Genomic DNA, 14,998 nt, shown 5'->3' on the forward strand with positions numbered 1-14,998 from the left:
ACTCAACTGCTATATTTTTCATGTCCAAGCAATCAAAGCTTATTATACCATAAATATACATGGTTTTCATCATCGCCCTTCATTGTTCTTTCAAAGTTAACTATAATTTAATAATTTAATTTACAAGTGGCAGCCTAAAGATATTTCTCATCTTTAAGCTGCCACCTATAAGATAGCTATTTTTTAACCGCTTTTCTTTTCTTTAACCCGTCTATTATCTGATTATATTCTTCCACCTTAAACAAATATACAGATAAAAAGTATACCAACATTCCTATTACAAAGGAAACTATTAAAGATATTAAGCTACCTTTCATTTCTGATCCAAATTTATACATACTAACCTTATTAATAATAAATATGATTCCTCCCATAATAGCTGAGGAGGCTAATATTTTGAAAAAACTATTTGTCAATTTTCTTAACTCTATACCTTCCAACTTTTTATTTAAATTCCACGCCATCAATATAGTTGTTATGATAGCTGATATTGTTGTTGCTAGAGTAAGTCCTGATACTTTCATATACTTAATAATAAATATATTTATACCTATATTTATAGCTATACCTACAAAGCTATTTATCATAGGTGTCTTCGTATCCTTTATTGAATAAAATGCTTTGTTTAAAATGTCTCTAATACCATAAGCAATCATAGCAGGACAGTAAAACAACAGTGCACTTGCTGTTAACTTGGCAGCCTCATCATTAAAGGCACCTCTTTTAAAAATTACTGTAATAAGTGGCTCTCTTAGCACAGCTATAGCTACTGCTGCCGGAACCATTATAAGCATTATAATATTTATGGCTCTTCCCAGAGCTTTCTTGTATTCAGCCTTATTCTCCTTAGCAGCTAATTCTGATAAGGTTGGATATACAATCATGGCTATTCCTATCGCAAATACCTCATAAGCCAACGTATTTATCTTATTAGCATAATCTAAGACAGTAACTGCACCAAAGAATATATTAGTTGCAAAAGACCTGTTTACAAAAACATTTAATTGCACTACTGAAGTACTTATAATAATAGGCAGCATTAATTTAAACATATGATGTATTTCTTTATCTTTAAAATTTACAATGCCTTCGTATCTATATCCTAACTTTATATACTTAGGAATATTTATAACAAACTGCATAAAAAATCCTATTACTGTAGCTACTGCAAAACCCTTTATTCCATACTTGCTTGTTAAAAATATTAAATACACTATATAAACTATGTTTGAAATAGCCGCCATAGCTGCTGGTTCATAAAATTCTTTATGTGCCTGAAGTACTCCTGTAATAACACTTTGAAGACTTATGAATATAAGCGATATAATCATTATTCTAGTTATTTCCACGGAAATTGAAAGCACCTTTGGGTCGCTCCAGAAACCATGTGCAAAAATATATATTATGTATTTGGCAAATATAATTAAAATTACGGATAACAGTATTGTAACTATAGATGACACATTAATAACATTGTTTACAAACTTATCTCTAATCTTTTTCGTACTTTTCTGTAAATGCTCTGTATAAAGTGGTATAAAGGTTGTTGTCAATCCGTAGCTTATAGTGGTAAGTAGATATACCATTCCTAATGCAAAATTATATATGTCTGTGATATAGGTTGCTCCAAATTTAGCTGCGATGAGTGCATCTCTTACTAGTGCTAATACTTTGCCAAGTATTATAAGTACCATTACTATAACTGAACTTTTTATTAGCTTTTTTTCTGACATTATCTTCACTCCACCTATTTTTCTGAAAGCATTTTTATATAAGCATTATAGTACTCTCTACAAAAGCTTTCCATAGAATACTTCTTTTGTACAAATTCATATAAATTCTGTCCCATAGCGTCTAATTCTTCTCTTCTATTATAAGCTTCCCTCATTTTTACATATATGTCCTCAACAGAGTTAGGATTTATAAGAAACCCTCTTTCTTCATTAATAGTTTCTTCAATATCTCCTACCATTGAACATATTGACGTTTTTTTTACTAATGCACTCTCTAATATTACTAATGGCGGCGAACCACCTTCACTAAAGGATGTCAAAATGCTGATATCTGATGCATTTATAAAGTTCACTACGTTTTCCTTAAATCCTGTGAAAATTATATATTCTTTTAACCCTAACGCTTTAACTCTTTCCTTTAATTTTTCTTCTAGTTCACCATCGCCTACTAAGATAAGTTTTACGTCTTCCTTTTCTTTTTTTAATTTATTAAAGGCCTCTATAAGACTTAGATGATTTTTAATAGGATGCATTCTTGCTACGTTCACATATACAAAATCCCTATCATCTATATCATATCTTTCTCTTACTTCATTTTTACTTTCAGTAACCTCTATGCCTTTATAATCTATTCCATTGTTAACTAAAAACTTTTCACTTTCAAACCTATCATTCTCTAATAATCCCTTAATATATTTAGATACACATATATGATATCTAAAACTCTTAATTCCCTTTATACTTAGAGGTGTAAAAAATATATGCTTAAACTTACTATTCAAAAAATCCTTTTTATAATCACTATGTACTGTGGCAGCAGAAGGTATATCTAATTTATTTCTTAATAAATAGTATAAAAAGAACGCTTTAGCTCCATGAAAATTTATTATATCTATATTGTTTTTCTTTACATAATCCAAAACTTCTCCATTATAAAAGGACTTGTTTTGAAATTGGACTATATCTATACCCTTTTCTTTTGCCTTATCATAAAGAGGCCCCGTTCCTATTGCACCTATAACACAATGAAACTTATCTTTTGAATAATAAGCTAAATTTAAAACGTGATTTCCACCACCACCATTATCATTCCCAGATATAATTTGAAGAACTTTAATTTTACACACCTCCATTTATTTAGAGGACAATTGACAATTGACAGAGGACAGTGAAGGAAAAAAACTCACCATCATTGTCCTCTGTACTCTGTCAATTGTCCTCTGATAAAAATTTTGCATCTCAATATTTTTATTTTATAAACTAAAAATTGTATTTTCCTATTTTCTTTTTTTCCATCATAATACTCTCTCCTATTGCTAATAGCAGCCAGAAGAAAGTTGTAGTTTTAGGCACGAAGAATAGGTTGTCTGAAAAGTTCATAAATAAAAATGCTACCACTGAAGCCAAGAAACCTGTATAAAAATATCTATAAAGCTTATCCTCAGCAAACATTATTATATTCTTTATTTTTATTAAAGAAGATACTAAAATCCCAATAAAAAATATACTTCCCACTATTCCAAGTTCACTTTGAATCTTTAAATATGAATTGTGGCAAGGAAATCTTTTATATTCATAATAAGCATAAAGCTCAGGATACTTTTCTACATAGCTATCATATAAGCTTACAAAATTGCCATTACCTACTCCTAGCAAAGGATGATCTTTTATCATATACCAAGCAGTTTTCCAAAGCTTTAATCGAGTAAAGTTTTCAGAGCTGCTTCCTATTTCCCTAAGCCTTCCTCCTATTTGAGGAATTAAAAATACTAAGGCCGCTATACCACCAATAGGTAGTAAAAGCCTCCAGCTATATACTATTGCAAGAACTACTAGCCCAATTACTAGTCCTGCCATAGCATTTCGCGAATATGAAAAAATTATATTTATTAATAAAGAAAATGATAGTATACCCAAAAATATTTTCTTTTTAATACTTTTTTCATATAGCATAAGCATTATTACTGGAAAAATAGCTAATATTAAAAAAGCACCAAAATTATTTGAGTTGTCCAATGAAACTGTCACTCTAGGTCTTCCTAAAAAACCAGCTGTTTCATTAAACCCTTTTGCTAATTCAAATCCAGTAAAATACTGATATATTCCAAATAAACTCATTATAGTAACACAAACTATATAGCTATTAATAAAACCTTTTATATACTTGCTCTTATTAAACTCATATTTTATTATGAAAAATAATAATACATATGTTGCAAATCTAAAGGTTTCTGACACCGCTAAACCTTTCTCTGTTGAATAGGTCACCGATATACTCATTATTATCAATAATCCTGCCATAAACAAATTAAGGTAATCAGTAAAAAAGTCTTTTATACCTATAATAAAATTTGTTCTCTTTTCCTTAATAAAAAGTAATTGTAAAAAATAAACTAAAAAGATTGAAAATAATATTATATCGCTCCTATGTGCATGTGCTTTATCAGTAATTATCAGTGGATTAGCTATAATATATAAGCATATCATTAAATATAATATGTAATTAGCTATCTGCAATTTCTCCCACCTACTTTATTAATATATTAATTATGAAGCCCCTTCTCCTATCGTCGAATGAGTACTCGCTGAGTAAGCGATTCACTTCAAATCATAGATTTGAGTTCTCTGCTTAAGCGATCATCTCAAAATCACAGATTTTGGATGCCTGCTTATGAAACTCCATCTCCTTAACACTATCTTGACATTTTAGTGTTCTTTTCTATAGCTTTATTAGATTTTAATAAATAAAAGCTAACTAATCCCTCCATAAATCCAATACCATAACTTAGGTGCAATATTGGAAATATTAAAGGTATATATTTTAATAATTTAGGGTTTCCTTTAGAAACCTTAATAGAAGCTCCTATATCACAAATTAAATATAAACCTAACTCCAAAAACCATAAATAAAGTATAGGTTTAAAAAATAAACCTAATGCTGCTCCTAAAGCGTTAGTTGCTACAAACAACATAGGAATTAAATGTCGTAAGGATGCTGGTTTCCCGTGCTTTTGCATTACCCTAACCTTCCAGAAGCCATATTGGTAATATTGTTTCCATAACTTTTTAAGTGATGATCTACTATAATAGGATGATTTTACTTTTGGAGTTAGTAGTACTTTGTATCCGCTTTTAACAACTCTATAATTAAGTTCATCATCCTGATTTCTTACTAATTCTTCATCAAAATATCCTATCTTCTCTAAAACTTCTTTCCTATAAGCACCGAATGCTACAGTATCTACATATGTTTCTTCCTGCGCATATCTAAAAAGAGCATTTCCAACTCCAAAGGGTGAGCTCATAGCATAAGCTATAGCAGTTCCCTTGTCATCTTCACTTATTGTCTCTATTGGTCCACCGGCACAACCTACTTCTTTATTTCTTAATGCCTCTACATTGTATTTTATAAAATCCTTATCTGCATAAGCATGAGCTCCAAATATTATAACAATATCAGCTTTACTTTTTCTAATTCCTTCATTCATTCCTTTAGGTGCAGATAAACCTGGATTATCAACAATCTTTATATTGCTGTGTTTTTTCTCGTATTCCCTAACTATATCTCTAGTATTATCTGTAGACATTCCATCACAAACAAAAACTTCAAAGCAGTCTTTAGGATACGTTTGGTTTATAAAAGTATCTAGACATTTTCCTATATACTTTTCTTCGTTTCTACATGGAATAATTATTGAAACAGTTTCCACTATATTCACCTACCTAAATCATAAAAATGAAACTCCTTCTCCTATCGTCGAATGAGTGCTCGCTGAGTAAGCGATTCACTTCAAATCAGAGATTTGAGTTCTCTGCTTAAGCGATCATCTCAAAATCACAGATTTTGGATGCCTGCTTAAGAAAAACTATTTGCTTTTCTTAATAAATTTTCTGAGTACTAATTCCTTTATACTTTTTAATTCTTCTATGTCTATTATTATTGCCACTATTATAAATACTAATATTCCTGCTAATGAAGAAACTGTAATCTTAACTAACACTGAAATCATAGAATTATAACTTAGTGAAAGAACGCTGTTTAAAACTTTTATAGTTATTACCATAGGTATGGATGCAGCTATTGTTTTTACTGCTGTAGTAATAACCTGTTTTCCATTTATACTTCCAATCTTTTTCCTTAAAGTATAAATTAAAAGTCCACAGGCTACATACATAGATGTAGCATTAGCTAAAGCTAATCCTCTAAGACCTATAGTCTTTTTAAAAATAAAAATTAGTACTATATTAACTACCATTGCTATAGCACTATTAATCATAGGTGTCTTAGTATCTTTTAAGGTATAATAAGCCTTGCACACAAAATCTCTCATACCAAAAGCTAAAAGCCCTATAGAATAAAAGGTTAAAAGTAAAGCTGTTTGTATTGTAGCTTCTTCTTTAAAAGCACCTCTTTGAAATAAAATATAAACTATCGGCCTACTTTGAGCCATAACGATAAAAGACATAGGAAGTATCATTAAAATTAACATTCCCAAGGACTCACTTAATGTCCTTTTCATTTCTCCTATTTCATTTCTAGCCATTTGTTTTGCCATCTTGGGATAAATAATCGTGGATAGAGTTACTACAAAAATATCTACGAAAAGAGCAAATACTCTATATGCATAATTTAAGTATGTAACACTTCCCTCTCCAAAATGTGTAGCTTGGGCTCTTTCAATAAATGTATTAATCTGTTGTACTCCAGTTCCCAGTATTACAGGTACAAGCATTATACACATTTTTATTATCATAGGATCTTTAAAATTTACTTTAAAGCTATATTTAAAACCAACTTTTTTCATGGCAAAAATTTGAGGAATTATCTGAGCAAAAGTAGCAATAAATGTTACTATTGTTAAACCTACTATGCCATGTTTACTTCCAAATAATATTAAATACCCTATAATGATTACATTTAGGGGCAGTGCTACCAATGATGGAATAGTAAAATTTCCTTCTGATTGTAGTACCGCATTAAAAATATATATTACAGCATTAAAAATTAAAGTTGGTATCAATATATTAGTAAGCCTTTGAGTAAACTCTAATTTTGCTCCAGTGAACCCTGGATTGAGCAATCCAACTATAGGCTTACTAAAAATTATACATATAATTGATATTACAACAGTAACAATTATAAATACATTTAAAACATTACATATAAAATCTATTGCCTCTTTTTTTCCTTCTTTTAATTTTTCATTATAAAGAGGAATTAATGTAGTAGTTATTGCTGCTCCTATCATTATAAATAATACCATAGGAACATTAGATGCCTGAAAAAAGGCATCTAAGTCACCTGTATTATATTTAGCAGCAGTTATGCTGTCTCTCAAAAGGCCTAGAAATTTACTTATAAAAGTACAGATTACAATTAATCCTGCTGTAGTCGCTAACTTACCTTTATTACTCATATAGCATCTTACCCTTTGTTCTGTTTATTTGGATGAATGAAATACTTAATCCAAACAATAAGTAGTTAGGTAAAAAATATGTAACTGAACTTGGTGAAAAACTTCCTATAGTGAATCCCACTAAAGATGTAAACAGAGAATAGGCAATAAACTTATTAAGACCATCCCGTTTTAAACCAATTATTAATAAATTGTATAATAGATATAAATAAAATACACCATATACTATTATAAATAATCCAAAGTCTCCTAATATTTCAGTTGCAAGTCCATGAGGACTATATATTCCATGAGTATTGTTCATATCCATTAGATGTTGAATAGTATTACCAGCTCCGAATCCAAGTACTCTTTTATCTTTTATAACACCTTCAACAACAACATCATATAATATAGTTGCTCTTACGTTTTCAGATCCTTCTTCACCAATATCAGCTTTACTAATCTTGGTCATCTCCCCTATTTTACTCATTTTCTCTATCATCTTTTGTTCATATTCAGCTCCATGCTTAACCATCATATAACTATATTTATATATGCCTGTAAATGCTACAGCAATAATTAAAGGATATACTAAAGCCTTTAAGTTTCCTTCTTTAAGAATAATTAAAGTATAAACTATCATTATTAAACATACAGCTAAAATATTTGACCTTGAATTTGTAAGCACTAAAGCTGTAAATGTAAGCAGTGTAGCTATTCCATAAAACAATTTACTTGCTGTAGTTCTAGCGTAATAGAATAAGTACATTAAAAAAGGAATTCCCATACCTAGAAATGTAGCATAGTTATTTGCATTAAAAAAGAATACAACTGGTCTGCTTCTTAAAACTATAAGTTCTTTTAGTGTAAGTTTATCCATAATGCTATCAAAATAATGCTTTACAGGTAACAGAGTTCCTGTTACAGCTTCTGCCATACCTATTACAACTGTAAGTAAAAATACAAATCCAACAACTTTCAAAGAATTATAAAATCTCTCCTTTGAAGTATTAAACATGATAACAATAAAAACAAATGCAAACATCATTGCATATATTACTATATATTTCATATTTAAGTCTTTATTTTTTGACCAAATAAAGCTTAAACATATATATGCAAACCAAAGTATGTAAAAATACACAGCCTTTTTATTTATTTTTCTTAGTTCATGCTTATTCATAAATGCATTGAAAAGTGAAACTATACCACATAAAACTAGCATTACATGAAAATAATATAACTTTTCATGCCTTGGAAAATAGGATGCATACTCAAAAATACTTGAAATTAAAAGTGTATAGTATACATTCTCATATAAGCTATCTGATTTTGTAATGCTGCAAGCTGCAACAATACTTAGTAAGAAAAGGCCATTTATTATAAAATTCTTATTAATTATTGAAAAAACTAAAAGAAAAATAAAAGCCACAAATACATAAATAGTGCTTTTCTTGCTTAGTCCATACATCCATTGGTCCTCCTATTTGAAATAATTTTCTCATATAAATCCTTCATTGTCCCTGCGTTTTCAATCCAATTATATTTTTCTTCTGCTAGTTTTCTAGCATTAATCGAAAACTTTTTAATTCTATCTTCATCTTCAGTTATTATCTGCAATTTTTCTTTAATTAAATCACTGTTTTTAGGATCAACGGTATATCCATTATAGTCGTCTATAACTATTTCTTTTAATCCTCCAACATTGGTAGATACCACTGGCCTTCCACAAGCACAAGCTTCAACTGCAGCTACTCCAAAGCTTTCGCTTAAAGAAGGAAGACAAACTATATCCATCATATTAATATAATCAGGAATCTTGCTGTTGTCTATATTACCTGTAAAGATAACTTTAGATTTTATTTTTAGATCATCACAAAGTTTTTCAAGATTTTCTCTCTCTGGTCCGTCTCCAACTATCATCAGCCTTATATCTTTTTTAGTTTCTTTTATTAGGTCACTAAAGGCTTTTACCAAATATTCTATTCCATATATTTTGCGTAAATTTTTAATTACTCCGATAGTAATATATTCATTATTTAGGACAGGAGTTTTAATATTAAACCTCTCAATATCCACACCAAAAGGAGTAATAGTTATATCATCTTTATCATAATATTTTTTTGTTTCACAAGCCATGTCCACACTTGTAGAGCAAACTGCATCTGCACCTTTTAAAATAAAACTTAAAAGTTTAGCATTTAAGTTATTTGATTTTGGAAATTGGTAAACGTCACTCCCCCATACAGAGATTATAAAAGGGTGATACTTACTTATTTTTCCATATAATCCGTAGCTAGTAGCATAATGGCTGTGTAATATATCAGGCTTTATTTCAGTTATTAACTTTTTTATGTATTTTATTATAAAGAAATAGGATAATTTACTCTTAAATGGTGGTTTTACAACAATTAATTTAACATTATCCTTATAGTTATAGCTAGTGCCTCTCATAGATATTAGGTATATTTCATTATTTAAACTTGAGAAATAATCTACCCATTTCCTTGTATGAATACTATCAGCATCTGCTAAAAAACATATTTTAGCCATCAAGTTACAACTCCTTAAAATATTTGACAGTTGGCAACTGACCGCTTTTATAACGTCAATTACCCACTGTCAACTTAATAATATACTAAACCCAATTATAAAAAACAAACTAGATAATTATTGATTCTTTAGTAACTGGTCTTCTGGAACTCTTCTAAGCTCTTTTGCAGGGCTTCCAGCAACTATAGTTTCTTTCTCCACATCTCTTGTTACTACACTTCCTGCAGCTACAAAACCATCTTCATTTATTATTTTTCCTGGTAAAATAGTTGCTTGAGCTCCTATTCTTCCACCTTTTTTAACTGTAACGCCCTTAAAGTGTTTATATCTTTCCTTTGAGCGTGCGGCAAAGTTATCATTAGATGTTACAACTCCTGGTGCAATAAACACGTTGTCTTCAACTTCTGAGTAAGCAGTTAAATATACATTAGTTTCTAGTTTACAGTTTGAACCTACCTTACAGAAATTTTCTACAGCTACTCCTCTTCCTATAATAGTTTTACTTCCTACAGTTACATTTTCTCTTATAGTAGCAAGGTCAGCAACTAGAGTTCTTTCTCCAATTTCACATCCACAATAAATTATTACACCTGCTCCAACTAAACAACCTTCAGATATTATTGCTGGCGGTAATTCTTTTTCATCTTTAAAAATACTATTTACAGATCTCATCGGTTGTTTTCCAACAACTGTGTTATCATCGATTCTAACATTACTACTTATCTTTGTTCCTTTATGTATAACAACATTATGTCCTATTATACAGTTATCTCCTATAACTACTTCATCTTCTATAACCACAAATCTTCCTAAGCTTACATTATTACCTATGGTAGCTTTTTCAGATACATAATTACTCATCATTAATTCTCCATTCCTATTTTTACTAGTGAATCTTTTTTACTCCAACCATATCCATAGTTGAGAAGTTTTCCATAGGGAATTTTACCGGCATTCCTGTAAGCCTTGACTTATACGCTGCAAGAATTATTGACATACCTTTTTTACCTTCTTCTCCATTTATAAGCGGTTCTTTATCATTATTTACAGCGTCTATCATATCTTTAAATAAAGGAGTATGCCCAAATCCATAAACTGTATCAGGATCTCCTTCCTGTGCTTTTAATATCGCTTGTTCATCATCTCTATTATCTGCAAATCTCCATGTTTCCATCTTATTAACTGCAAGTCCGCCAATACATACGGTTCCAGTTTCACCAAATATGCTTAGAGTTTCTTCTAAATTTTTTGGATATACACAAGCACTTCCCTCTACTATTCCTATAGATCCATTTTTGAATCTTATAACTATAGCACCAAAGTCTTCTGCTTCTATGTCTCTTAAGAATGTATCACATTGAGCGTAAACGGTATCTATTTCTCCACCCATCATCCATTGTAACAAATCTATATTATGTATGCATTGATTCATTAAAGTACCACCATCAAGTTCCCATGTTCCTCTCCATGGTGCTTGCTCATAGTAACCCATATTTCTATTCCAAAGTATTCTTGCAGTACCATTGATTAGTCTACCGAATCTATTTCCTTCAATAGCTTCTCTTAACTGTTGAATTGGTTTATTAAATCTATTTTGGTGGCTTACACATAATTTTACGTTGTTATCTTTTGCACATTTTATCATTTTATCCGCATCTTCTATTGATAAGGCCATAGGTTTTTCAACCACAATATGTTTCTTTTTATTCATACAGTATATAGCTATTTCTGGGTGATATCCACTTTCAGTTGCTATAGCCACTACGTCTATTTCTTCTTTTTCAAGCATTTCCTTATAATCTGTATAGACAGCTACTTCTGCAATTTGTCCCAATTTAGTAATATACTCTTCTTTTTTCTCTTCTGCTTTTTCTTTAACTGTATCACAAGTAGATACCAATACTGCCTCTTCCTTGTTATCAATTAACGCTTCTACATGCTTGTATGAAATTCTTCCACATCCTACGATAGCAAATCTTAATTTTTTCATAATAAAGCACCCCTTAATTTCATTTAATAAGATAAGCCCATTGGGCTTATCTTATTTATAGCTTATGAATTTTTTCTCTGTTATTTTCAACATCCTTTGTAGCATTTCTTGTGTCATATACTATCTTAGCTCTTGATACAATCTCTTTATATTCATAGCAGCTGTGATCTGTAGTTATTATAACTATATCTGAATCATCAATTACTTCTTTCCAGTCTACAGTATAATACTTTTTGCCATTGTGCTTGAATTCTGGTATATATGGGTCATCTATTAATAGCTCAGCACCATTCTTCTCTAAATGTTCCATAACCTTTAAAGTAGGTGATTCCCTTGGATCATCAATATCCTTCTTGTACGCAACTCCTAGAAGAAGCACTTTTGCTCCATTCATTGCTTTTTTATCTCCATTTAAAAGCTTCATAGCAGTGTCTACTACAAACTCTGGCATAAAGTCATTAATTTCTCCTGAAGTTTCTATAAGTTTTGTATGATAATCATATTCTCTTGCTTTCCATGCTAAATAGAACGGATCTAGTGGTATACAATGTCCTCCAAGTCCTGGACCTGGGTAAAATGCCATAAATCCGTATGGCTTAGTTTTTGCAGCTTCTATAACTTCCCAAACATCTATACCCATTCTTTTACAAAGTATAGCCATTTCATTTGCTAAACCTATATTTATATTTCTAAAAGTATTTTCAAGTATCTTTTCCATTTCAGCTACTGCTGGTGATGATACTCTAAATATCTCTCCTTCAAGAACATTTTCATATAAAGTAGCAGCAACTTCAGTACATTCTGGAGTGCAACCACCAACTACCTTAGGAGTATTTTTAGTTTTAAACTCTTTGTTGCCTGGATCAACTCTCTCTGGTGAAAATGCTAAGAAAAAGTCTTTTCCGCACTTTAAACCACTTTCTTCAAGAATTGGCTTTAAAACTTCTTCTGTTGTTCCTGGGTAAGTTGTACTTTCAAGTACTATAAGCATTCCTCTTTGTAAATATTTCGCTACACTTCTAGTTGAATTTACAACATATGAAATATCTGGCTGCTTATATTTATCAAGTGGAGTTGGAACACATATACATACTGTGTCTACATCTTTTACGAAACTAAAATCAGTTGTTGCTCTTAATTTACCTATTTTAACTAATTCCTGCAAATCCTCGTTTACTACGTCTCCTATATAGTTAAGACCTTCGTTAACCATTTGCACCTTTTGCTCTTGTACGTCAAAACCTATAACTTCATATCCTGCTTTAGCCTTTTCAACAGCAAGTGGAAGTCCTACATAACCTAGTCCAACTACACCAAGTTTGGCTGTTTTGTTTTCTAATTTTAACATTAATTCATCTTTTAACTGTGACATTTTTTTCCCTCCTGTATTTCCTGTTAAGATCTTTTTCTTATATATGTTGGGACCTTTTTTTCTACAAGCTCAAATATTTCTTCTTTGCTCATTTTAGTAACATTTCTAAACTCTTCTATAGATTTTTCAACATAATTTATATCTATTCCATTAGGTTTTTCAACAAAGATTTTGTTATGCTCTGTAGATGTTAATGCTATTTCATCCATAAGAAGCTCTTCATACAGTTTTTCTCCTGGCCTAAGCCCTGTGTATTCTATTTTTATATCTACATCTGGCTTATATCCTGAAAGAGTTATTAGGTCTCTAGCTAAATCTACTATCTTAACTGGTTCACCCATATCAAGTACAAATATCTCTCCTCCATCAGCTATAGCTCCTGCTTGAATAACTAATTGTGCTGCTTCAGGTATAGTCATAAAAAATCTGTTTATCTCTGGATGAGTTACAGTAACTGGTCCCCCATGTGCTATTTGCTTTTTAAACAATGGAATAACAGAACCATTACTACCTAAAACATTTCCAAATCTAACTGCTACATATTCTGTACTGCTTATCTTATCAAAAGCCTGAACCATAATTTCACAGAATCTCTTTGTCGCTCCCATTATATTCGTAGGATTAACAGCTTTGTCCGTGCTTATTTGCACAAATTTCTTAACTTTAAAATCATGACTGCATTTTAAAACATTATAGGTACCAATTACATTATTCTTTATAGCTTCTGCAGGGTTTGCCTCCATTAAAGGCACATGTTTGTGTGCTGCTGCATGAAATACCACATCTGGTCTATATTTCTCAAATATATCTCTTAAACGCTTTTCATCTCTTATAGATGCAATAATGACTTCTTTGTCAATATCTGGGTGGTTATGGTTTAATTCCATCTGCACATCATATACATTATTTTCATAAATATCTAATATCAATAATTTCTTTGGATTAAACCTAGCTATTTGTCTACATAATTCTGAACCTATGGATCCTCCTCCACCTGTTACAAGAATTGCCTTATCTTTTATATATTTGTTTATATTTTCACTATTAAGTTTAACTTCTTCCCTTCCAAGTAAATCTTCTATGTTGACATCTCTTAATTTAGTTATATTTACTTTTCCATCAATTATTTCATATAGTCCAGGTATAGTTTTTAATTTACAATCGGTATTTTTGCATATATTAACAATATCCCTTTTAGTTTGTAAATCTGCTGATGGAATAGCTAGTATTATTTCTTCTACATTCTTTTTATTACAAATATCAATTATTCTATTCCTTCCACCTAGGACTTTTATTCCATTAATCAACCTTCCTCTTTTTGAAGGATCATCATCAATAAGACCTACTATATCATAGTTTAAATCCTGATGTCTTTTTATCTCCTTTATATATAATGCAGATGCATCTCCAGCTCCAATTATAAGAAGTTTTGTTTTTTGCTTTTTTAGAGCCATATTATCTTTGTTGTCCTCTATCAACCTATAGGTAAACCTCGTTCCACCTAAAGCTACGACAGATAAAATCCAGAAAATAATATGCACTGGAAAAGGAAATCTGTAATATCTATTTTCTAAGAATCTATAATTTACGAGATAACTATATAGTATAAAAATTACATTAGCTAACGACACCGAATACACAATGGAAATTAACTCCTCAATAGATGCATATTTCCATATACTATTATAAAGATTAAAAAATTTGTTACATAGTAATGTTATAACTACTACTGGTACAATAGATAATTTTAAAAATAACCAATATTCCTGTGGTACCTTAAAATCAAATCTCAATAATAAAGCAAAATATAAGGATGCTATAAGAAAAACTATATCATAACCTATAAGGGTTTTATCTTTCTGCATGTTAACACTTCCTCAACTATTATTGTATAATTTCAGACAAAAACTCTCTTTATCTATTTTACCTCATAGAAAAAATTATTCAATAT

11 protein-coding genes are annotated in these 14,998 nt (G+C 30.4%); all 11 read right to left on the reverse strand.

Annotation, left to right across the window (positions count from 1 at the left end):
* Window positions 1-176: 176 nt before the first annotated feature.
* On the reverse strand, window positions 177-1,733 hold the full coding sequence (gene murJ, locus ACZ5N4_RS23085; RefSeq protein ID WP_464204824.1) for a murein biosynthesis integral membrane protein MurJ: 1,557 nt from the start codon (window positions 1,731-1,733) through the stop codon (window positions 177-179).
* A gap of 14 nt (window positions 1,734-1,747) precedes the next feature.
* A complete protein-coding gene (locus tag ACZ5N4_RS23090) occupies window positions 1,748-2,860 on the reverse strand; it encodes a glycosyltransferase family 4 protein (RefSeq protein WP_464211035.1) in 1,113 nt (370 codons plus the stop codon).
* A gap of 133 nt (window positions 2,861-2,993) precedes the next feature.
* The gene (locus ACZ5N4_RS23095) at window positions 2,994-4,034 is read right to left on the reverse strand and encodes an O-antigen ligase family protein (RefSeq protein WP_464204825.1); all 1,041 of its coding nucleotides are present in this window, start codon (window positions 4,032-4,034) and stop codon (window positions 2,994-2,996) included.
* Window positions 4,035-4,426: 392 nt separating this feature from the next.
* Window positions 4,427-5,452 carry a glycosyltransferase family 2 protein gene (locus ACZ5N4_RS23100; RefSeq protein ID WP_464204826.1) on the reverse strand — a complete coding sequence of 342 codons (1,026 nt, stop codon included), beginning with the start codon at window positions 5,450-5,452 and terminating at the stop codon, window positions 4,427-4,429.
* A 147-nt stretch (window positions 5,453-5,599) separates the two neighbouring features.
* Window positions 5,600-7,150 (reverse strand): murein biosynthesis integral membrane protein MurJ, encoded by a 1,551-nt coding sequence (gene murJ / locus ACZ5N4_RS23105; RefSeq protein ID WP_464204827.1) that lies wholly within the window; start codon window positions 7,148-7,150, stop codon window positions 5,600-5,602.
* Window positions 7,143-8,603 carry an O-antigen ligase family protein gene (locus tag ACZ5N4_RS23110; RefSeq protein ID WP_464204828.1) on the reverse strand — a complete coding sequence of 487 codons (1,461 nt, stop codon included), beginning with the start codon at window positions 8,601-8,603 and terminating at the stop codon, window positions 7,143-7,145. Before ACZ5N4_RS23110 ends, murJ (ACZ5N4_RS23105) begins: the two co-directional genes overlap by 8 nt.
* Window positions 8,591-9,685, reverse strand: coding sequence for a glycosyltransferase (locus ACZ5N4_RS23115; protein WP_464204829.1), 1,095 nt, complete (start codon window positions 9,683-9,685; stop codon window positions 8,591-8,593). The genes ACZ5N4_RS23110 and ACZ5N4_RS23115 overlap by 13 nt, the downstream gene beginning before the upstream one ends.
* Before the next feature lie 117 nt (window positions 9,686-9,802).
* Window positions 9,803-10,549, reverse strand: coding sequence for a DapH/DapD/GlmU-related protein (locus tag ACZ5N4_RS23120; protein ID WP_464204830.1), 747 nt, complete (start codon window positions 10,547-10,549; stop codon window positions 9,803-9,805).
* A 22-nt stretch (window positions 10,550-10,571) separates the two neighbouring features.
* A complete protein-coding gene (locus ACZ5N4_RS23125; RefSeq protein ID WP_464204831.1) occupies window positions 10,572-11,675 on the reverse strand; it encodes a Gfo/Idh/MocA family protein in 1,104 nt (367 codons plus the stop codon).
* A 55-nt stretch (window positions 11,676-11,730) separates the two neighbouring features.
* A complete protein-coding gene (locus ACZ5N4_RS23130) occupies window positions 11,731-13,047 on the reverse strand; it encodes a nucleotide sugar dehydrogenase (protein WP_464204832.1) in 1,317 nt (438 codons plus the stop codon).
* A 23-nt stretch (window positions 13,048-13,070) separates the two neighbouring features.
* The gene (locus tag ACZ5N4_RS23135) at window positions 13,071-14,912 is read right to left on the reverse strand and encodes a polysaccharide biosynthesis protein (RefSeq protein ID WP_464204833.1); all 1,842 of its coding nucleotides are present in this window, start codon (window positions 14,910-14,912) and stop codon (window positions 13,071-13,073) included.
* Window positions 14,913-14,998: the final 86 nt, after the last annotated feature.

This window comes from Clostridium nitrophenolicum (assembly GCF_055391695.1).

Bases quoted from the DNA above. Each gene is read 5' to 3' on its own strand.
- murJ (WP_464204824.1), bottom strand. From the start codon at position 1,733: ATGTCAGAAAAAAAGCTAATAAAAAGTTCAGTTATAGTAATGGTACTT.
- ACZ5N4_RS23095 (WP_464204825.1), bottom strand. From the start codon at position 4,034: ATGGCAGGATTATTGATAATAATGAGTATATCGGTGACCTATTCAACA.
- murJ (WP_464204827.1), bottom strand. From the start codon at position 7,150: ATGAGTAATAAAGGTAAGTTAGCGACTACAGCAGGATTAATTGTAATC.
- ACZ5N4_RS23110 (WP_464204828.1), bottom strand. From the start codon at position 8,603: ATGTATGGACTAAGCAAGAAAAGCACTATTTATGTATTTGTGGCTTTT.
- ACZ5N4_RS23115 (WP_464204829.1), bottom strand. From the start codon at position 9,685: ATGGCTAAAATATGTTTTTTAGCAGATGCTGATAGTATTCATACAAGG.
- ACZ5N4_RS23120 (WP_464204830.1), bottom strand. From the start codon at position 10,549: ATGATGAGTAATTATGTATCTGAAAAAGCTACCATAGGTAATAATGTA.
- ACZ5N4_RS23125 (WP_464204831.1), bottom strand. From the start codon at position 11,675: ATGAAAAAATTAAGATTTGCTATCGTAGGATGTGGAAGAATTTCATAC.
- ACZ5N4_RS23130 (WP_464204832.1), bottom strand. From the start codon at position 13,047: ATGTCACAGTTAAAAGATGAATTAATGTTAAAATTAGAAAACAAAACA.
- ACZ5N4_RS23135 (WP_464204833.1), bottom strand. From the start codon at position 14,912: ATGCAGAAAGATAAAACCCTTATAGGTTATGATATAGTTTTTCTTATA.